The organism is Hymenobacter convexus, from assembly GCF_030580955.1.
Taxonomy (GTDB): domain Bacteria; phylum Bacteroidota; class Bacteroidia; order Cytophagales; family Hymenobacteraceae; genus Hymenobacter.
Map to the genome: position 1 here is coordinate 316,217 of NZ_JAUQON010000006.1, position 20,102 is coordinate 336,318.

Genomic DNA, 20,102 nt, shown 5'->3' on the forward strand with positions numbered 1-20,102 from the left:
TCATTTTTTCTACTCTGCTTATGCTTTTAGTCATTACCGTTACCTTGGCTTACACCTTGTTCGGCATCCTCATCGGCCTGCTGCTGCTGGTGCTGCTGGCCAAATCCTTACTCGGCATCGTCGTCATCGGCGAGATGCAGGTGGGCGTGGTGGCCAAAAAATTCTCGCGCCGCAACCTGGCCGCCGGCCGCCTCATCGCCCTCGAAGGCGAGGCCGGCTACCAGGCCGATACGCTGGCCCCGGGCTGGCATTTCTTCCTCTGGCCCTGGCAATACGACGTCACCAAAGAGCCGGTGGTCATCGTGCCGCAGGGCGAAATCGGCCTGGTAGTGGCCAACGGCGGCGAGCCCATCCCGCCCAGCCACATTCTGGCTCGCGAAATCGACTGCGACAACTTCCAGGATGCCCGCGCCTTTCTCACCAAGGGCGGCGAAAAAGGCCGGCAAATCGGCATGCTCACGGCCGGCACCTACCGCATCAACACGGCCCTGTTCACGGTCATCACCCAGCGCACGGCCGCTACCATGGGCATGCGGCCTGAGGAATTGTTCATCTACCGCGTGGCGCCCGACGCGGTGGGCATCGTCACCACGCTCGACGGCGTGCCCATCACGCCCGGCGAAATTGCCGGTCCGGTCATTCCCAACCACAACAACTTTCAGGATGCGCAGGCCTTCCTCTCGGCCGGCGGCAGCCGCGGCCTGCAGGAGCAAATTCTGCTGTCCGGCTCCTGGAACCTGAATCCCTGGTTTGCCCGCGTCGAGCAGGTGCCCATGACGGAAATTCCCATCGGCCACGTCGGCGTGGTCATTTCCTTCGTGGGGCGCCCGGCCGTGGACGTGAGCGGGGCCGATTTCACCCACGGCAACCTCGTGGAAGTGGGCCACAAGGGCATCTGGGCCACGCCGCTCTACCCCGGCCGCCAGCCCCTGAACACGCACATCATGAAAGTGGAGCTCATGCCCACCACCAACATCGTGCTCAACTGGGCTGTGCGCACCGAAGCCCACCACTACGACGACCATTTGAGCAGCATCACGGTACGCTCGCGCGACGGCTTCTCCTTCAACCTCGACGTGGCCCAGATTATCCACGTCGGCGCGCTCGACGCGCCCCGCGTCATCTCCCGCGTAGGCTCGATGAAAAACCTGGTCGACCACGTGTTGGAGCCCATCGTGGGCAACTACTTCCGTAATTCCAGCCAGGAATTCACCGTGCTCGACTACCTCACCAACCGCGCCGAGCGCCAGCGCGAGGCCTCTGCCTACATCCGCACCGCCCTGAGCGAGTACAACGTGCAGGCCGTCGACACGCTCATCGGCGACATTGTGCCCCCGGCCCAGCTCATGACCACCCAGACCGACCGTAAGCTGGCCGAGGAACAGAAGAAAACCTACGAGGTGCAGCAGGCCGCCCAAACCCAGCGCCAGGCCCTGGTGCGCGAAACCAGCATCGCCGACATTCAGAACTCGCTCGTGCAAAGCGAGCAGGGCGTCAACATTGCCGAGCTGCAAGCCAATGCCCAGGTGAAAAAGGTGCGCGGCGAAGCCGAAGCCGCCAAGTTGCGCGCCGGCGGCGAGGCCGAAAGCACCCGCCTCCGCGCCATTGCCGATTCCGAAGCCACCCGCCTGCGCGGCGTGGGCGAGGCCGAAGCCATTCGCGCCATCGGTAACGCCAAGGCCGAAGCCTACCGCGTGGGCGTCGAGGCCTTGGGCACCCGCGAGTTCACCGGCCTGCAGCTGATGCAGATTATCGGCGACCGGCAGGTGAAAATTGTGCCCGAGGTGCAGGCCAACGGCGGCGGCACCGGCGCGGGCGGCGGGCTGGTCGAAGCCCTCATCGGTCTATTGGCCCAGCAGCAAACCGCTCAGCTGACTAACACTGCTCCAGCGGCTACTCCTCCCCTACCGCCAAACGCGGCACAACCCTCAGCTTCTTCCGAATCGAAAGAGCTATAGAAGCATAAGGGAATAAAAAGAACGTCATGCTGAGCGCAGCCGAAGCATCTCTACCACGAGAGTAGTTATTAACTCTTGCGGTAGAGATGCTTCGGCTGCGCTCAGCATGACGTTCTGCTTTGTGCGCGGCTTGTTGGGCAGCCGTTTTCTTGTCCGGCCAGCCCTATGTCAATTGCGTGGGGCGGTTCACTACTTCTTCCAGCGAAATGAGCGTTTCAGTGCGCTCGATGCCGTCGATAGGTTGAATGCGGTCGTGGAGCACGTCGCGCAGATGCTGGGTGTCGCGGCACACGAGGCGGGCGAACACACCGTAGGCCCCGGTGGTGAAGTGAATGCTCACCACCTCCGGAATTTCCTTCAACTGCGTCACCACGCTGGTGTACACCGAGCTTTTCAGCAGGTAGATGCCCAGGAAGGCACTCACGCCGTATCCAAGCTTCTGATAGTCAATGCGCAGGGTAGCGCCCTGCACAATGCCGATTTCTTCGAGCCGGGCCATGCGCACGTGCACGGTGCCGCCCGAAACGTTGACTTTGCGGGCGATTTCCGTGTACGGCATTTTGGCATCCTGAATCAACAGGTTCAGGATGTTACGGTCGGTGTCATCAAGTTCGTAATTTCTAGCCATTTTTTGCAGGAGTGTATTGAATGCTTTACAAAATTAAGGTGTTAATATTAATTTTATTGCAAATTTTGAGTTGAACCACAAAAATATTTGCACCACCTCAGTTCTCCTCTTACATTTGTCACAATCCAAGGCAGAAGGCCACGGCGCAAAGGTTGCAAAAGATGAGCTTGCAAAGAAACGGAGTATCTCCGGCCTAATTGCAAGCTACCCCCCTCAAACAGGGCCGGTTATTTTCGCAGCTGCCGTGGTTGGATACGGAGGAGAAGAGGGGAAAACGAGGCAGCGCATCTGGGTGGGTGCGCGCCTCACACAAGTGAGAGGCGACCTCTGGGTGGGGGTCGCCTCTTCGTGGTTTAAAACGATTGCGGAAACAAGCTACCTCTGAAAACTAGAGGGTTAGCACGCGGCATTAGCGGGTCGCTACGGGGGTGCGCTGGCTCTGATATTGCTTCACGCCCGCTTCCAGATAGGCGCTGAATTTGGCCACGTCGGGCTCGTAGGCAATGGGAGCCAGCAGCGGCTTGTTGGTGGCGTCATCGGGGTTGAGCAGCACGTAGTACGGCTGGGCGTTGGCGTTGAATTTGCTAATCTGGAAGTCCAGATTCTGCTCGCCGATGCTGGTTTTCTGGCGGTTGTCGCGCGGCGAGGTGTACCAATCGGTAGCGGGCAGGGTCGTCTTATCGTCGGCATAGAGGGCCACCACCACGTACTTCTCGCGCAGCTGGCGCAACACTTCTTCGTGCGACCACACATCGGCTTCCATGCGGCGGCAGTTGCCGCAGTTGTGGCCCGTGAAATCGACGAAAATCGGCTTGCCCTGCTGCTTAGCGCACTTGATGGCTTCCTGCAGAGTGAAGTAGCCATTCAGGCCCAGCGGCAGTTCCAGAATATCGGCGTAACGAGCAGGGTCGCAGTTGTCGGCCCCTGCGACCGGCGTGACGGGCAGGGAGGTGCCGGCCGTGGCTAGGTTGAAATCGTGGCGCGTAGCGGGCGGCACAATAGCCGACAGCGTAGGCAGCGGCGCCCCAAACAGGCCCGGCACCAGGTACACAGCGAACATAAACGCCACCATCGACAGCACGAGGCGCGGCACGCTCACGTGCACCGTTTCGCTGTCGTGGGGCAGCTTTATTTTGCCCAGCAGATAGAATCCCAGCACGGCGGCCAGCACTATCCAGATGGTGAGGAATAGCGGGCGCGGCACCAGGCCCCAGTGGTAAGACAAGTCGGCGGAGCTCAAAAATTTAAACGCCATGCCCAGCTCCACGAAGCCGAGCACCACCTTCAATACGTTCAGCCAGCCGCCCGAGCGGGGCAGGGACTTGAGCCAGGTAGGAAACAAGGCAAAGACGATGAACGGCAGGGCAAAGGCCAGCGAAAAAGCCAGCATGCCCAGCGTGGGCCGCAGCAACTCGCCATTGGCCGCCGCAATAGCTACCGAGCCCACGATGGGCACCGTGCACGAAAACGACACCAGCACCAGCGTGGCCGCCATGAAGAACAGTCCCGTCCAGCCGCCCTTATCGGCCTGTGCATCGGCCTTGTTCACCAAAGCCGAGGGCGCGTTGATTTCAAACAGGCCCAGAAATGACAGGCCGAACACGATGAAAATGAGGAACGAAATCACGTTCGGCAGCCAGTGCGAACTGATGAAATTGGCCGCGTCGGCTCCAAACAGCAGACTGAGCAACACCCCGGCGCCGGTATAAATGGCCATAATCGAGAGGCCGTAGCCGCAGGCCATGAGTACGCTGCGGCGCCGCGTGCCGCCCATGTTGGTGAAGTACGACACCGTCATGGGCAGCATCGGGTACACGCAAGGCATAATCACGGCCAGCAGGCCGCCGCCGAATGCCAGCAGCAAGTACTGCCACAGCCCCAGGCCCGCGCCGCCCGCCTGGTTGGAGGGGGTGGCCGCCGCCACGGTGGTGGCGGGAGCCGCATCGGGCACCTGAATGCTGGGGGCAGTTGCTACGGTTGCTGCGGCTGCCGGCTGAGCGGGAGTAGCCAGGGCAGTTGCCTGCGTTGCCGTATCAACAGCGGCGGCGGGCGCGGTGGCTACTTCGGTGGCGGCAGGGGCTGTCGTCACCGAAGTAGCTTTAGTTGGTGCATCGGCGGGGGGCACCACGGCGCCGGTGGGCTTGGCCGGGGCGGCAGTGGCGGCGCCCGTCACGGTGAGGGGGCCGAAGGTGAGAGTTTCGTTGCCGGGCACGCAGCGGCCGTCGACGGTGGTGCAGGACTGATAGTCGGCGGTGCCGCTGATGGTGAGCGGGCCGGGCTGCAATATTTTGATGCGCTGGCGCATCTGGCCGGTTTTTTCCCAGAACGCTACTTCGCCTTTAAATACTTCGTCCTGCTCGTGGTGTGACTTGATGGATTGCAGCTTGCCCACCAGGGCGTAGCCCGGGCCGGGCTTGAAGGCCATGGTGAAAACGACGGGGCCGACTTCGTCGCTGAAATCGGAGGCGTAGAGGTGCCACTTGTCGTCGATGCGGGCGTTGATAATCAGCTCGACCTCCTCGCCTACTTTGGCGGTGGGCTTGCTGAGGGCGGTGGTCAAGTGCGTGGGCGTCAGGATTTGGGCGCCGGCTGACGTAGCCAGCCCCAACCAGAGCAACAAGAATTTAAGTATCCGGGAAGTATTCATTCGTGCTAGATAGCCAGCCCCCAAGCGTGCGGGGCGGGATGGGTAATAACCGAAAAAGCTCGGTTCTCGTTGCAGCATTCGCCTCTGAAGGCACTAAGCACCCGCCGCAACTGGTGGCCGCAGGTTTGGTTTAGGCCTCACAAAATAAGGTTGGGCTGATGACAAATAGATGAGGCAAAAGTTCATCGAGCCAACTACCTGCGCCAAACTGCGTACTTTTGAAGCATAATGGCCTCCAGACCGACCGCGTCGCGGGGGCCGCCGACATGGGTTTAAAAATACTAATCACCATTCTGCTCGTTTTGCTGAATGGCTTTTTCGTCGCCGCCGAATTCTCCCTCATCCGGGTCCGAATGTCGGCCATTGAGATTAAAGCGAAGGAAGGCAGCCGCCTGGCCAAGCTGGTTCTGAGCATCCTTCACAACCTCTACGCCTACTTGTCGGCCACGCAGCTGGGCGTCACCATTGCTTCCCTGATATTGGGTGCCGTGGGTGAGGAGGTCACCACCGAACTCATCAAGAGCGTGGTGGAGAAGTCGGGCTTCACCATTGCCCCGGCCGCCGCGCACACGCTTTCGGTGGTTATTGGCCTCATCATCATCACCATTCTGCACGTACTGTTTGGCGAGCTATTTCCGAAGGCCTTGGCTATCCAGCGCTCCGAATCGGTGAGCATGGCCCTGGCCCTGCCGCTGCGGATATTCTACTACGTGACGCTGCCGCTGACGTGGTTTTTGTCGAAGGCCTCCAATTTCATGCTGGGCCTAGTGGGCGTCACCAACCTGCACGGCACCGAAGCGCACACTTCCGACGAGCTACGCCTGCTGCTGGACCAGAGCAAGGAGAGCGGCGAAATTCAGGACTCCGAGCACGAGCTGATTGAGAACGTGTTCCAGTTCAACGACCGGATGGTGAAGCAGATAATGGTGCCCCGCACCAAGCTTTCGGCCCTGGACGTGAACGCGCCGGCCGACCAGATTCTCGACATCATCTTCACCGAAGGCTACTCGCGCCTGCCGGTGTACGAGGGCAACATCGACAACATCGTGGGCGTGCTCAACGTGAAGGACCTGCTGCCCATCATCCGGCGGCAGGAGCCCGTGGAGCTGGCCCGCATCATGCGGCCGCCCTACTTCGTGCCCGAAACCAAGAAAATCAACCGCCTGCTGCGCCAGTTCCAGCGCAAGCACATTGTGATGGCCATCGTGAGCGACGAGTTCGGTGGCGTGTCGGGCATCGTCACCATCGAGGACATCATGGAGGAGCTGGTGGGCGAAATCCAGGACGAGTACGACAACGAGGTGCCCGTGGTGGAGAAGGTGGCCGAGGATGAGTACCGCGTGAACCCCGCCACGCCCATTTCCGACGCCAACGAGTACCTCCCCTTCCCCCTGCCCGAGGGCGAAGACTACGAAACCGTGGGCGGCCTGCTCAACGTCATCTACGGCAGCATCCCCGAGGTGGGCGACGTGGCCGTGCTCGACCCCTACGAATTTCGGGTGCTCCAACGCTCGCGCCGCGCCGTGGAGCTGGTGCAGCTACGTGTGACCACGCCCACCGAGCGCGAAGCCCCGCGCGGCGAACTGAGCGACGAGCTGTAACGCCACTTAAAGTTCAAAAAGCCTGCCTGTTATCTCAGACGGGCTTTTTTGGATTTTAAGACTCAAAGTTTAGCTTTACAGCCAGCTGGCGTAGGTCTGATAATTAGCAGCTGTTCGCTTCAAGCCTTCGCGCTGCGCTTCCGTCACAGGCTTGATTTTTTTGGCTGGTACGCCGGCGTAGAGGAAGCCGGGCTCGCACACGAAATTTTCGAGCACCACGGCCCCGGCCGCGATGATGCAGCCCGTGCCCACCACCGCGTGGTCCATCACGATGGCGCCCATGCCGATGAGCACATCGTCGGCCACGGTGCAGCCGTGCACCAGCGCCCGGTGCCCGATGCTCACGCGGCTGCCGATGCTGAGGGGCGCTTTTTGGTATGTGCAGTGCAACACGGCCCCGTCCTGGACGTTGGTCTCATCGCCGATGCGGATGCTATGCACGTCGCCCCGAATCACGGCCGTGAACCAAACGGTGCACCGCGCGCCCAGCACCACATCGCCAATAATGGTGGCGTTGTCGGCCACGAAGCAGTCGGCCGGAATTTGCGGAAAAATGCCGTGAACGGGTAATACGAGGGCGGGCATAGCGATACAAGAGTTAGTTCGGCCGTAAATATGCGGCCGTTTATGGTTCAACAGCTTGTTTCTTATCCCATGCTTTTTCAGGAACGTCAGCTTTTTATCCGCCGCTGGTGGCCGCTGCTGCTGACGCCGGCCGTGGTAATTATCACGCTGGTTTGGCTACTGCCGGCCAAGCCCTTTCGCGCCGACTGGTCGGCCGTGGTGGCAGGTGTGGTGGTACTACTGAGTGTCTGCCTGCTGCTCACGCTACGCCTTGAAACGCGGCTGGACGCGGCCGGGGCTCACTACCGCCTGTTTCCGCTGCAATGGACCTGGCGCTCCCGGCCCTGGGCCTCAATCGCACAGGCCTACGTACGCGCCTACGACCCGCTGGGCGAGTACGGCGGCTGGGGCCTGAAAGGCCGAAGCAGCAACCGCGCCCTCAACATCTCCGGCGACCAGGGCCTGCAGCTCGTGCTACGCGACGGCAACCGCCTGTTGCTGGGCACCCAGCGCCCCGCCGAAATCACCCAGGCGCTGGGGCAACTGGCGATACCCGGCTTAAGCACGGTGGCGCCTGCGGCTTAAACGCCAATAAGCCGCTTCCAGGTGCCTTTCTCCCAGTTATACTTGAGCGTGCTCGGCAGCGCCTGCCAGAAATATTTGCTGGTTTCGACCGCGAAGCTGGGCTGCATGTAGCAGTTGATGGTGCAGCCCTCGCAGGCCGGCAGGCGGCCTTCGAGCGCGGCCAGGCGCTGGGTTTCGGGCGCGTTGTAGAGGTCGAACAACTGGCCCTCGATGGGGAATTTCTGCTCGCCGAGGTGGTAGCAGGGCAATACTAACTCGTTGCTTGGCGAGATGACCAGCGTGGTGCTGGCGGCCCGGCACACGGGCGCGGCCACATGGTTGCCGCCGTCGCGCCGCAGCTGAATGAAGGCTTCGTTCAAATACACGCCCTTGCGCTTGCCAAAAGCCGAGAGGTAATCCAGTTCCTCGGGCGTAAGCTGCTCGCCGGTTTCCACGTCGCCGTACTCGAAGGCGGGGTTGAGGATGAGCACGAGGCCGTTGGGCTGGGTAATGTCGCGGTACACGGCTTCCAGGTCCTTCAGGTTTTTGCGGAATACGGTGAAGAGAATATCCGGCCGCTCGCCCAGCTCTTTGGCCACCCGAATGCTTTCGAGCACGAAATCGTAGCAGGCCACGCCGCGGCCCAGGTCGTGCGTATCGCGGTCGGCCGAGTCGAGCGAAAAGTGCAGCATATCGACCTTGCCGCGCAGCTTTTCGGCATTTTTGGGGTAGAGCAGGCCGTTGGTCGTCACGGTGGTGATGAAGCCCATTTCCCGCGCCAGCCCCAGAAACTCGGGTAGCTGCCGGTGCAGCAGCGGCTCGCCGCCGGTGAAGTCAATCACCGACACGCCCAACCGCTTGAGGTCGCGCAGGTTCTGTGTCACGTCCTCGAGCGTGATGTAGGGCGAGGGCTTCTCCCAGATGTCGCAAAACGCGCACTTCGCATTGCAGCGGTAGGTGACGTAGTAATTGCAGAGAACGGGGTGCTTGACGAGGCGCATGGCGGGAGCGCGGACTTTTAGTCCGTGCGTGAACTGACTTTCAACCGCGGACTACCTAGCACGCACCTGAATGGTTTTCAACTCGCGGACTAAAAGTCCGCGCTACAAAGCTAATGCGGCAGCTTGCCCCAGGCGGCCGGGTCCCACTGCGTCGGCGTGGAGGCCAGCGCCTCAGTAGTAGCCTCCCCATAATGCTCCTGGTAATAATTGCAAAAGCCCTTCAACGGGCACCGCGCACAGTTCGGCTTCAGGAAAAAGCAAATCTGCTGGCCGTGCCAGTAGTTGTGCTTATGGAAGTTGAACAACGTTTCCCCATCGGCCGGCAACAGGGCCAGCAGCACGCTGTGCGCCTTCTCCACCGACACCTTCGGCCCCAGGAAACCTACCCGCTGCGCCACCCGGTGCACATGCGTATCGACGGGCAGCACCGGCTTGTGGTAATTGAAAAGTAGCAGCAGCGAGGCTGTTTTCAGGCCAATGCCGGGCATATCCGTGAGCCAGGACATGCCTTTTTCCGTGGGCCAGTCGGCCAGGAAATCCAGGTCGAACGGCCCGCCTGTTTCGGCCTGAATGCGCCGCAGAATCTCCTGAATGCGCGGCGCCTGCGTATCGGGCCAGCGCGTGGTTCGGATGGCGTGGGCCAGCTCCTGGGTGGGCGCGGCCTCCACGCCGGCCCAGTTGCCGAAGGCTTCCAGCATGCGGTCGTAGGCCAATTCCTCGTCGGCGTGGGTGGTGCGGTGCGACAACACGGTTGAAATCAACTCCCGCATGGGCGTGCGGCGCGGCTCGGGCGGCAGGTGGCCGTAGAAATGGTCGAGAATCTGGTGGTCGGCCCAGGCTTTTTCAGCGGCCGATGAGGTGTAGGTAGCGTCGGGAGAAGGCATTCGGGTTGTACCCAAGGCCCCGCTACAAGGTTGCTTTGGCGCGCCAGTTCAGGCTCCAAAGCATAAAAAAAGGCCGCCTAACCGGGCGGCCTTTTTTAGTTGAATACCGGCTGCGCTTGCCGCAGCCGGCTTTGTCTTACAGCTGGCCTTTTTTGGCGGCCTTCTGCATTTTCTCGTTGGCGAAAATGGCCACTTCCACGCGGCGGTTGGCGGCTTTGCCGGCTACCGTGCTGTTGTCGCCCACGGGCTGGCTCGAGCCGTAGCCTTTGGCCTGAATGCGGCCGGAGTCAACACCCTGGGCCTGAATCTCATTCGACACGGCCTGCGCACGGCGCTCCGACAGGGGCTGGTTGATGGCGTCCGAGCCCGAAGCATCGGTGTGGCCTTCAATCAGCACGTTGGTGTCGGCGTACTTCTTGAGGGTGGCGGCCAGTTGGTCGATGTTGCCGGCCGCTTCCGGGGTCAGGCTCGACGAATTAGTGCCGAACAGGATGCCCGAAGCAAAGGTAATTTTGATGCCTTCGCCCACGCGCTCTACCGTGGCGCCTTCCAGGTCGCGGCGCAGCTCGGCGGCTTGCTTGTCCATTTTGCGGCCGATGAGGGCCCCACCGGCACCACCCACCACAGCGCCAATGATGGCACCCTTGGCCGTGCCCGACTTGCCGCCAATCAGGCGGCCCGCCACGCCGCCGGCCACCGCGCCACCCAGGCCGCCAATGAGGCCGCCTTTGAGGGTTTTGCTCATGCCTTTGGGCTTATCCGTCGAAACGGTCGAAGTTTGGGCCTGCGCAAAATTGTTTACCAACAGCAGCAGGGCCAGCAGAAATGTGAGGGACGAACGAAGAAATTTCATGTTTAAAAAAGGGTTTGGATAAAAGAGGCCAGCCACAGGCGCAACTGGAGCAATGAGGCGGCAAGTACGCTATTTGCAACCACCTTGCCAAACTATTCAGGCTCGGCCGTACGACCACAAAAAAAGGCCCTGTCGTGAAGACAGGGCCTTTTTGTTCGAAACAATTACCGGGCCGCGCTCCGGCTTATTTCTTGTTGTGGTAGGCGTTGTAGCGGGCCGGGTCTTTCTTCTTGTCTTTGTTGCGGCCAATGAGGCCGCCGCCCACCACGCCGGCCGCACCGCCAATCAGGGCGCCCTTGCCGCCGCCCAGCACCGCGCCGGTCACGGCACCGGCTCCACCGCCAATGGCCGCGCCTTTGGCCTTATTGCTCCAGCCCTTCTTGGGCGTTTGGGCCTGAGCGGCCGAACCGGCCAGCATCAAAAAGGCCATTACCAACAGGAAATATATTTTGAAAGTCTTCATGACGAAAGTTGATTTTGAATGAAAAACAGAAACAACGGGAGTTAAACGAGGACGTGCGCGCAGAGGTTTTGTCATTATTACTTCCGCCGGTTCCAGCCAGAAAAAATCTAAAAAAAGGCCGCCCAATCGGGCGGCCTTTTTTTAAGTTCAACCCAAGCTGCAAAGCAGCGTGGGAGTCAGGGCGTGGTTTACAGGCGGCCTTGCTCGGCAGCCTTTTTCATCTTCTCGTTGGCATAGATGGCAACTTCTACACGACGGTTGGCCTGCTTGCCCTCGGGCGTGGTGTTGTCGCCCACCGGCTGGGTCGAGCCGTAGCCCTGGGTGGTGATGCGGCTCGACGCAACGCCTTTGGCAATGGTGGAGTTGGCCACGGACTGGGCCCGGCGCTCCGACAGGGGCTGGTTGATGGCGTCGGTGCCGGAGTTGTCGGTGTGGCCTTCAATCAGCACGTTGGTGTCGGGGTATTTTTGGAGCACGGCAGCCATTTTGGCGATGTCGGCTTCCGAAGCCGGACGCAGCGTAGCCGAGTTGGTATCGAACAAAATGCCCGAATCGAAGGTAATCTTGATGCCCTCGCCTACGCGCTCTACGCGGGCGCCTTTCATGTCGGTTTGCAGTTCAGCCGCAGCTTTGTCCATCTTGCGGCCGATGATAGCGCCGGTGGTGCCACCCGCGGCAGCGCCCACAATGGCGCCAATGGCCGTGCCCTTGCCGCCGCCCAGCAGGCCGCCCACTACGCCGCCCAGCACGGCCCCGCCACCGGCGCCCAGCAGGCCGCCCTTGGTGGTTTTGCTCATGCCCGTTTTGCGAGCGCCGGTGCCGTTATTGGTCGAAAGGTCGGGCTGGGTGGTGCTGGCTTGCTGCGAGGTGGCGCAGGAGCTAAACAGTAGCACGAAGGCCATCAAGACCGAAAGAAGGGATTTGGAGGTGTTCATGAAATGAAGAATTGGTGAATATGCAGCCTTATACGGGAAAAGCCCGCTCCGGTATCGGAAACGGGCTTTTCAAGAAGTGTGCCGAAAGCAAAAAACGGCCCTCGCAGCGCGCTAATGGGCTTTTGTGGCGGTGCGGCGGGCTTCGCGCTGCTCGGGGGCGGCGGCCGGAACCGGCCGGAGCATGCCCAGCAGGTCGGCGAGGCGCTGCTTCATCTCGCGGCGGTCCACGATGAAATCAAGGAAGCCGTGCTCCAGCACAAATTCGGCGCTCTGGAAGCCCTTGGGCAGGTCTTTGCCGATGGTTTCCTTGATGACGCGCGGCCCGGCAAAGCCGATGAGCGCGCCCGGCTCGGCAATGTTAAAGTCGCCCAGCATGGCAAACGAGGCCGTGACGCCCCCCGTGGTGGGGTCGGTGAGCAGGCTTACGTAGGGCACGCCGGCTTCCGAAAGCAGGGCCAGCTTGGCCGAGGTTTTGGCCATTTGCATCAGCGAGTAGCCGGCTTCCATCATGCGGGCGCCGCCGGAGCGCGAAATCATGAGGAACGGCGTGCGGGTTTGGCGGGCGTAGTCGATGGCGCGGGCAATTTTTTCGCCCACCACCGAGCCCATCGAGCCCCCGATAAACTTAAAATCCATGGCGGCTACCACCAGCGGCTGGCCCGCCGATAGGCCGTGGGCCGTGCGCACGGCATCTTTCAGGCCGGTATTGCGCTCGGTGGCAGCCACGCGCTTGGGGTACTCCTTGGTATCGACGAAGTGCAGCGGGTCGCCCGACGTCAGGTTGGCGTCGAGCTCGGTGAACTGGCCGCCGTCGAAGAGAAACTCGAAGTAGTCGGCGGCGTCGATGCGGTCGTGGTGGTTGCAGTTGCTGCACACGAACAAATGGCGCTTGTGCTCGGCCATGGTCACCACGGTTTTGCATTCGGGGCACTTGTGCCAGAGGCCATCCGGGGTTTCTTTTTTCTGCTCGGTGGGGGTCACAATGCCCTTTTCTACGCGCTTAAACCAGGCCATATATCGTTAGCTGTGAGCTGTTAGCGGGTGGCTAGTAGCTTTAAAATACATTGGATGAGCCGCTGGCTTCGGGCTGGCGGCCATTGATAAACAGGGCGTCAAAGATAAGTCAAACGCGGCGCCTGTCGATGCTGTGCGAGCGGAAGGCGGCGGCCCGTCCGCTATTTACGCGAGCGTGATTTTTTCGTCGAGGTATACATCCTGAATGGCGTGGAGCAACGCTACCCCTTCTGCAAAAGGCCGCTGGAAAGCTTTGCGGCCCGAAATCAGCCCCTGCCCCCCGGCGCGCTTGTTGATGATGGCCGTGCGCACGGCGGCTTCCAGGTCGCCGGCCCCGAGGCTTTCGCCGCCTGAATTGATGAGGCCGATGCGGCCGGCGTAGCAGTTCAGCACCTGGTAGCGGGTCAGGTCGATGGGGTGGTCGGTGCTGAGGGTATCGTACATGGCCGGAAAGGTTTTGCCGAATTTCAGGGTGCGGAAGCCGCCGTTATTTTCGGGCAGCTTCTGCTTGATGATGTCGGCGCCCATGGTCACGCCCAGGTGGTTGGCCTGCCCGGTGAGGTCGGCGGATACGTGGTAGTCCTTATCGGCGGTTTTGAAGGCGTTGTTGCGGGTGTAGCACCAGAGCACAGTGGCCAGGCCCAGGGCGTGGGCCTCCTCAAAAGCCCGGCTGACTTCGATAATCTGGCGGTTGCTTTCCTCGGAGCCGAAGTAAACGGTGGCCCCCACGGCGGTAGCGCCCAGGTCCCAGGCCTGCCGCACCGAGCCGAACATAATCTGGTCGAACTTATTGGGGTAGGTCAGCAGCTCGTTGTGGTTGATTTTGACCACGAACGGGATTTTGTGCGCATACTTCCGGGCCACCGTGCCGAACGTGCCGAAGGTGGTGGCTACGGCGTTGCAGCCGCCTTCCAGAGCCAGCCGCAGGATGTTTTCGGGGTCGAAATACATCGGGTTCGGGCCGAAGGCGGAGCCGGCGGTGTGCTCAATGCCCTGGTCGACGGGCAGCATGCTCACGTAGCCGGTGCCGGCCAGCCGGCCGTGGTGATACAGCGCGCCGAGGCTGCGCAGCACCTGCGGCGGGCGGCTACCGGGCCCGAAGCTGCGGTCCAGAAAGTCGGGGCCGGGGGCGTGCAGCAGTTCCTTGCTCACCACGGCCGTGTAGGCGAGCAGGGCTTCGTTCTCAGGACTCAGGGACAGGGAGGCAGCCATGCGGAACGGGGTGAAACAGGAAGAAGACAACCAGCCAACGCGCGCCGGGTGGTGTAAGCAAATATAGCCCGCAAAGGAGGCAGAACGGGTTTTTAGGGGGCCAGACGCGCATTAAGCGCTACCTTGCCCTGCCAACGCGGCCGGGCAGTCCGGCCGCCGATGGCTTGGCCTGGTGCCCTTTTCTGCCCGTGAAACGCTTCTCCCCTGCCCTGCTGGGCCTTTCGCTGTTAGCTGCCTCCACCCTCAACGGCTGCGTGACGGCCCGCAAATACGACGACCTGAGCGCCCGCCAAAAAGCCGACGCCCAAGGCAAAGACGCCGCCGAGCGCCAGCTCCGCAGCACCACTGCCGAGCTGCAAAAGGCTTCCGACGAGTTGGCCCAGCTCCGCCTCACCCAAAAGCGGCTGGTGAACGACTCGGCCGAAACCGGCGCCGCCTACCGCAAAACCCGCACCCTCTACAACGAGCTCAACAACAGCTACGACAAGCTACTCAAAAACAGCGACCGGGAGCTGGCCAACAAGTCTTCCGACTACAACAAAGTGGCCAAGGACCTGGCCCGCCGCGAAGCCGAGCTGGGCGAGCTGGAAACCACGCTCCAGAAAAGCAAAGCCAACAATGACCGCCTCGCCGCCGACCTGAAAACCCGCGAAGCCCGCCTCACCGAACTTACCCAGGCCCTGGCCGACAAGGACAAAGCCGTGGACGACCTGAAAGCCCGCGTGAGCAAGGCCTTGCTCAGCTTCAGCGGCAACGACCTGCAGGTGAAGCTCAAGGACGGCAAGGTATATGTGTCGCTTTCCGAGCAGCTGCTCTTCAAATCGGGCTCCACGAAAGTGGACCCCAAAGGCCAGGAGGCCCTGAAAAAGCTGGCCACCGTGCTCCAGGAGCAGAAAGACGTGAACGTGGTGGTGGAAGGCCACACCGATAACGTGCCCATCCTGCGCGGCACGGCCGGCATGACCGACAACTGGGACCTGAGCGCCCTGCGCGCCACTGAAATTGCGCGCCTGCTCACCACCAGCGGCGTGTCGCCGGAGCGCGTCACCGCCTCGGGGCGCGGCCAGTATGTACCCGTGGCCGCCAACGACACGCCCCAGAACAAGGCCATGAACCGCCGCACCGAAATCATCCTCACCCCCAAGCTGGATGAGCTGTTTCAGATTCTGGGCAGCAATTCGAGCACGCCGGCCGCACCCGCTGGCAAATAAGGAGTTAAGCAAGGGAAGAGGCCTGATTTTTGCTGCCTGAGAAGTGCGGCAATTCGACGGTCGGAGGCCGGTGGCTCATCCTTTCTTTTCTCTCCCTTATGTTTTCAATTTTCCGCTTTCGCAGTCTGTCTGCCGTCCTTTTTTTGTGGCTGGGGAGCGTCTCCGTGGCCTGGGCTTCGCATGCGCTGGGCGCCGACATTAGCTATGAATACGCCGGCACCGCGGCCAGTCCCGACCAGTACCATGTCACAGTGCGGCTGTTCCGGGACCTGGGCTCGCTGGTTGATGACCCTTTCGTGACGTTGACTTGTGGCCGCAACGGCTGTGGTACGGCAACATCCGGCAGCTTCACCGTGACGGTGCCACGCACCAGCAGCACAACGATTTCGGCGAGTTGCAACAGCACCCCCATCAACTATGCGCTCAGCACGTACGATGGCCTCGTGCAGCTGCCACCAGCCAGCTGGACGCTCAGCCTCGATACGCAGAACCGAGCCTCGGGCGTGGCAAATATCGCCAACTCGCAGCTGCAAAGCATCTTCGTAAAAGCGGCGCTGAACAGCACCAGTGGCCTCCTCAATTCCTCGCCCCGCTTCCTCGTCGACCGCCTTATTCAGCTCACCAGCTCGCAGGCCCAGCAGCGCTACAGCATCGGAGCGTTCGACAGCGATGGCGATTCGCTGGTGTACCAGTTGGTGCAGCCCCTCGCCAGCCCGACGCCGACGGCCTTGTGCGGTACGCCCACCACGGGCGCCATTGCGCCACAATTCCAGGCCAACGCCGCTACCGGCGAGTTGCTTACGGTGGCCGGTCCCACGCAGCAGGGCCGCTACGCCCTGGCCGCCCGCGTCGATGAATACCGCCGCCTGAACGGCACCTGGCAACAAATCGGGAGCATCACCCGCGACATGACCTACTTCGTACTGGCTGGCAACAACCAGGTGCCGGTTTTCACCCGCGTGGCGCTGGCCAGCGCGCCCAGCGGCCAGCTATTGGGCCAGACCATCCGCGTCAATCCGGGGACCCAGCTGGCGCTCCGGCTCACGGCCACCGACCCCGACGCCGGCCAGACGCTGACCCTACTTGGCAGCACTGCCGGCACGGTGCCCGGCGTCACGGTTCAGGACTTGGGCGGCGGGCAGGCCCAACTGAACTGGCAGGTGCCCGCCATGCTCCCCCCCGGCCGTTATCAGCTGGCCGCTACGGCGCTCGACAACTACTGCGCGGCACCGGCATTCACCGTGGCGACTATTTCGGTGCTGGTGACGCAACAGGTGCTGGCCACTACCACACAACAGCCGCTGGCACAAGCTCCCTTCCCGGTGCCGTTCAGCGAGGTGGTGCGGTTTCAGTTTGCGGGGCCGGGCGTCCAGCCCGTCATCATCACCGATGCCTTGGGCCGCACTGTGGCGCATCTCGAAACGGCTACCGATGGCCGCGTGGCGTGGCAGCCCGCCGCGGCTTTGCCCGCCGGCCTCTACTTTGCCCGGAATGCGGCGGGCACGCAGGTGGCACGGCTGCAGTACAGCGGCAATTAAGCGGTCTGGCAAACATACCGAACGCCTAAAACGAAAAGGCCATTCAGCATGCTGAATGGCCTTTTCGTTTACCAATCGAAATGATTACAGCGTGAAATTCAACCGTCCGAAGTAGAACGCACCGTTGAAGCCGAACTGGTTGGAGTTGTAAGGGAAGCGGCCGCGGTTGGTGGCATCCAGCGTCGAGTAGGCCAGGTTCTGCTCGTTGTTGTTAGGGTCCTGGTAGAGGCGGTCGGGGTACACGTTGAACAGGTTGTTCACGCCCACGCTCAGGCCGATGTTCTTGATAACCTGCGCGCTGATGGTCAGGTCGGTCACCCATTTGGCCGAGAAGGTCTGGTCGATGAACGAGCGGGTGGGGTCGGCGTCTTTGGTTTGCACCTCGCCGAAGCGCACGGTGCGCAGGTTCACGCCGAAGATTTTGTAGCCGTAGTCGGCGCTGAGGTTGATTTTACTGCGGGGCTGGCCGTTTTCGAGGCGGGCGCGCTGGGCGCGGTCGAAAAGCGTGTTTTGCAGGCTGGCGTTGTTGTCGATAAAGGCGGAGCTGTTGAAGCTGCGCACCAGCGTTTCGTTGAAGTTGGCGGCGGCCGTCAGGGTCAGGCGGCTGTCGGGGCTGAGGGTGAGGCGCTCGTTGGCCACGATGTCGATGCCCTGGGTGCGGGTGTTCACGGCGTTGGCGAAGAACTGCACGCCCTGCACGGGGTTCTGGCCGGGGCGCTGGTTGGCGGTGAGAATGCCCGCCACCACGGCATTGCCCCGGCTGAACTGCGAGCTAAGGACAATCCGGTCGCGGATGTCAATCTGGTAGGCATCCACCGTCAAGGTAATGGTTTTCAGAATGCGCGCCGTGAGGCCCACGCTGTAATTGGTCGATTTTTCCTGCTTCAGCGAGCCAATGCCGAAGGCTTTGGTGATAGGGTCGTCGTTGTTGGTGGTCAGCACTTCGCGCAGCTCGCCGCTGGTGAACTGGGTGCTGGAGTTGGTGAAGTAGCGCTGCTGCAGCGAGGGCGCCCGAAAGCCGTTGCTGAGGGCCCCGCGCAACGCCAGCCCGTTGAGAATGCTGTAGCGGGCAGCCACTTTGCCGCTCACGTTGGAGCCAAAGTCAGAGTAGCGCTCGGCCCGGCCGGCCACGTCCACCAGCAGCTTATCGGTCAGGTCACTCTCCAAATCGATATAGCCCGACACGTTGTTGCGGCTCTGGTTCAAGGCATCAGACGGCCGGTAGCCAGCAAATCCCTGCGAGCCGGCGGCGGCCGGCGTGCCGTTCACCAAGCGCGGCCCGAGGATGTAGGAACCCGATTCGCCGGCGTTAATCTGGAAATTATCCACCCGAAATTCGCCGCCAAAAGCCACGTTCAGCGTCGCCAGCGGGCCTATTTCGGTGAATTTGCGGGTGAAGCCCAGGTTGGTGGTATTTTGCTGGAAAGCCAGCTGGCCGGCGTAGAAGCTGGTGGGGCTGGTGCCCGCTGGCAGCGAGGCGTTGAGGGTATTGGTGATGTCGTAGTCGAGGGCGTTGCGGCCGTAGGTATTGCTCAAATCGGCGGCGAAGCCCAGCACCTGGCCGCGCAGGCCCATGATGGCCGAGCCATCGTTCACGGTGCTGTTGATGAAGGGCAAAAAGCCGTTCGGGTAGATGCTGGCATCGGTTTGGGTCACCTGCGTGGGCAGCCGGTAGAGCGCGCCCGAGCGGCCCGTGCGGCGCGTGAGGCCACCCGCAACGTAGGCTTCGAGACCAATGCTGGGGGCCAGCGTGTAGGCCGCGTTCACGAAGCTGCCGTAGGTGCGCGTGTCGGCGCTGCCCACCCGGATGTCGCGGCGATTGAAGCCGTTTTGGGCCACCAGGGCGTTGTCGCGTGCCTTCAGGTCGAGCTTTTGCGCGTCGCTCAGGCCGCCGGGGTAGGCGCCGCCGCTGGTGCCTAGGTAGATGAGCGGGGCCGTGTCGGCGCCGCTGCGGTCCACAAAGCTGCGGTTCGAGAATTGCCCGCTCACGTTCACGAAGCCCCGGCGGCCGAGGCCAAAGCCCAGGTTGGCATCGGCCTGGAAAAGCTGGCCGTCGCTCTTGGCGGTCTGGCCGGCGGTGCTGCTCACGCTCACGCCGGTGGTGTCGTCCTTCAACTGGATGTTGATGACGCCGGCAATGGCGTCGGAGCCGTACTGGGCGGCCGCGCCGTCGCGCAGCACCTCAATCCGCTTGATGGCGGCGGGCGGAATCACGTTCATATCGGTACCCACCGAGCCGCGCCCGGGCGTGCCGTTGATGTTGACGAGGGCCGAGGTGTGGCGGCGCTTGCCGTTCACGAGCACCAGCACCTGGTCGGGGCCGAGGCCGCGCAGGGTGGCGGGGTCCACAAAATCGGTGCCGTCGGTCACGGTCTGGCGCGTGCTCTGGAACGAGGGCGCTATGTAGGTCAGAATCTGGGTGACGTCGGTTTGGGCGTAGGCCTTGATTTCGCGGGCCGAAATCACGTCCACCGGCGCGGTGGTGAGGATGTTGGAGCGGCCTTCGGTGGCGCGCGAGCCCGTCACCACCACTTCGTTCAACTCGGTCTGGTTGGCGGCGAGGCGAATTTCAAGGCTGGTGCGGCCGTTCAGCGGTACGGTTTGGGTGAGCGAGCCCACGGCGGAAAATACCAGCGTGGCCGTGCCGGGCACGTTACTGAGCGAAAAACGGCCGTCGCCGTCGGTGCTGGTGCCATTGGCGGTGCCTTGCTCCAGCACGGTCACGCCGGGCTGGCTTTGGCCCGCGGCGTCGAGCACGCGGCCGGTTACGGTGAGGTTCTGGGCCCAGGCGGCGGCCGTGGTCAGCCACAAAAGCAGCGCCAGCAGCCCGATTCGGGTAGTTGTTGCGTGTGTCATAACAAGAAAAGAGGGGAATGAAGCGGGATTCCGGCGGCCACACGGGCATTTCAAACCGAATAATCCCAGGAAAAAGAAAAGCCACAGCAGCCATCGGCGGGAACCGCCTACGAGGCAGCCCCAACGCCAAAAGGCATCCACCAACACTCAATAAAGTATATATACCAGAAATA

At 61.9% G+C, this 20,102-nt stretch carries 16 protein-coding genes; 5 read left to right on the plus strand and 11 right to left on the minus strand.

Going from position 1 to position 20,102, the window contains the following annotated elements:
- Nucleotides 1–20: 20 nt before the first annotated feature.
- Nucleotides 21–1,958 carry an SPFH domain-containing protein gene (locus Q4S41_RS15085; RefSeq protein WP_305031951.1) on the plus strand — a complete coding sequence of 646 codons (1,938 nt, stop codon included), beginning with the start codon at nt 21–23 and terminating at the stop codon, nt 1,956–1,958.
- A 163-nt stretch (nt 1,959–2,121) separates the two neighbouring features.
- On the opposite strand, the gene Q4S41_RS15090 is transcribed toward Q4S41_RS15085, so the two are convergent.
- Together Q4S41_RS15090 and Q4S41_RS15095 are read right to left on the minus strand one after the other, a co-directional pair.
- Nucleotides 2,122–2,586: an Lrp/AsnC ligand binding domain-containing protein gene (locus Q4S41_RS15090; RefSeq protein ID WP_305011549.1), complete on the minus strand. Its 465-nt coding sequence runs from the start codon at nt 2,584–2,586 to the stop codon at nt 2,122–2,124.
- Between the two features lie 409 nt (nt 2,587–2,995).
- Complete coding sequence (locus tag Q4S41_RS15095) at nt 2,996–5,206, minus strand: protein-disulfide reductase DsbD family protein (protein ID WP_305031952.1); 2,211 nt, start codon at nt 5,204–5,206, stop codon at nt 2,996–2,998.
- A 245-nt stretch (nt 5,207–5,451) separates the two neighbouring features.
- On the opposite strand from Q4S41_RS15095, the gene Q4S41_RS15100 reads away from it, so the two are divergent.
- Complete coding sequence (locus tag Q4S41_RS15100) at nt 5,452–6,834, plus strand: hemolysin family protein (RefSeq protein WP_305031953.1); 1,383 nt, start codon at nt 5,452–5,454, stop codon at nt 6,832–6,834.
- Between the two features lie 75 nt (nt 6,835–6,909).
- On the opposite strand, the gene Q4S41_RS15105 is transcribed toward Q4S41_RS15100, so the two are convergent.
- Nucleotides 6,910–7,419 carry a gamma carbonic anhydrase family protein gene (locus tag Q4S41_RS15105; protein WP_305031954.1) on the minus strand — a complete coding sequence of 170 codons (510 nt, stop codon included), beginning with the start codon at nt 7,417–7,419 and terminating at the stop codon, nt 6,910–6,912.
- Nucleotides 7,420–7,488: 69 nt separating this feature from the next.
- On the opposite strand from Q4S41_RS15105, the gene Q4S41_RS15110 reads away from it, so the two are divergent.
- Complete coding sequence (locus tag Q4S41_RS15110; protein ID WP_305031955.1) at nt 7,489–7,983, plus strand: hypothetical protein; 495 nt, start codon at nt 7,489–7,491, stop codon at nt 7,981–7,983.
- Here the strand turns inward: Q4S41_RS15110 and Q4S41_RS15115 are convergent.
- From Q4S41_RS15115 to Q4S41_RS15145, 7 genes are all read right to left on the minus strand, one after another.
- Nucleotides 7,980–8,963 carry a radical SAM protein gene (locus tag Q4S41_RS15115; protein ID WP_305031956.1) on the minus strand — a complete coding sequence of 328 codons (984 nt, stop codon included), beginning with the start codon at nt 8,961–8,963 and terminating at the stop codon, nt 7,980–7,982. The two genes, Q4S41_RS15110 and Q4S41_RS15115, sit on opposite strands and share 4 nt — an antisense overlap.
- Before the next feature lie 110 nt (nt 8,964–9,073).
- The gene (locus tag Q4S41_RS15120) at nt 9,074–9,847 is read right to left on the minus strand and encodes an endonuclease III domain-containing protein (RefSeq protein WP_305031957.1); all 774 of its coding nucleotides are present in this window, start codon (nt 9,845–9,847) and stop codon (nt 9,074–9,076) included.
- Nucleotides 9,848–9,983: 136 nt separating this feature from the next.
- Entirely contained in the window at nt 9,984–10,700 is a 717-nt protein-coding gene (locus tag Q4S41_RS15125; RefSeq protein ID WP_305031958.1) for an OmpA family protein, read from the minus strand.
- 184 nt (nt 10,701–10,884) lie between these two features.
- Nucleotides 10,885–11,163, minus strand: coding sequence for a YMGG-like glycine zipper-containing protein (locus Q4S41_RS15130; RefSeq protein ID WP_305031959.1), 279 nt, complete (start codon nt 11,161–11,163; stop codon nt 10,885–10,887).
- Nucleotides 11,164–11,351: 188 nt separating this feature from the next.
- Nucleotides 11,352–12,098: an OmpA family protein gene (locus Q4S41_RS15135; protein WP_305031960.1), complete on the minus strand. Its 747-nt coding sequence runs from the start codon at nt 12,096–12,098 to the stop codon at nt 11,352–11,354.
- A 111-nt stretch (nt 12,099–12,209) separates the two neighbouring features.
- Entirely contained in the window at nt 12,210–13,112 is a 903-nt protein-coding gene (accD, locus tag Q4S41_RS15140) for an acetyl-CoA carboxylase, carboxyltransferase subunit beta (protein ID WP_305031961.1), read from the minus strand.
- Nucleotides 13,113–13,277: 165 nt separating this feature from the next.
- A complete protein-coding gene (locus Q4S41_RS15145; RefSeq protein ID WP_305031962.1) occupies nt 13,278–14,324 on the minus strand; it encodes a class I fructose-bisphosphate aldolase in 1,047 nt (348 codons plus the stop codon).
- A gap of 188 nt (nt 14,325–14,512) precedes the next feature.
- On the opposite strand from Q4S41_RS15145, the gene Q4S41_RS15150 reads away from it, so the two are divergent.
- Together Q4S41_RS15150 and Q4S41_RS15155 are read left to right on the plus strand one after the other, a co-directional pair.
- Entirely contained in the window at nt 14,513–15,535 is a 1,023-nt protein-coding gene (locus tag Q4S41_RS15150; RefSeq protein ID WP_305031963.1) for an OmpA family protein, read from the plus strand.
- A 98-nt stretch (nt 15,536–15,633) separates the two neighbouring features.
- Nucleotides 15,634–17,073, plus strand: coding sequence for a hypothetical protein (locus Q4S41_RS15155; protein WP_305031964.1), 1,440 nt, complete (start codon nt 15,634–15,636; stop codon nt 17,071–17,073).
- A gap of 84 nt (nt 17,074–17,157) precedes the next feature.
- On the opposite strand, the gene Q4S41_RS15160 is transcribed toward Q4S41_RS15155, so the two are convergent.
- A complete protein-coding gene (locus tag Q4S41_RS15160; protein WP_305031965.1) occupies nt 17,158–19,929 on the minus strand; it encodes a TonB-dependent receptor in 2,772 nt (923 codons plus the stop codon).
- Nucleotides 19,930–20,102 lie beyond the last annotated feature (173 nt).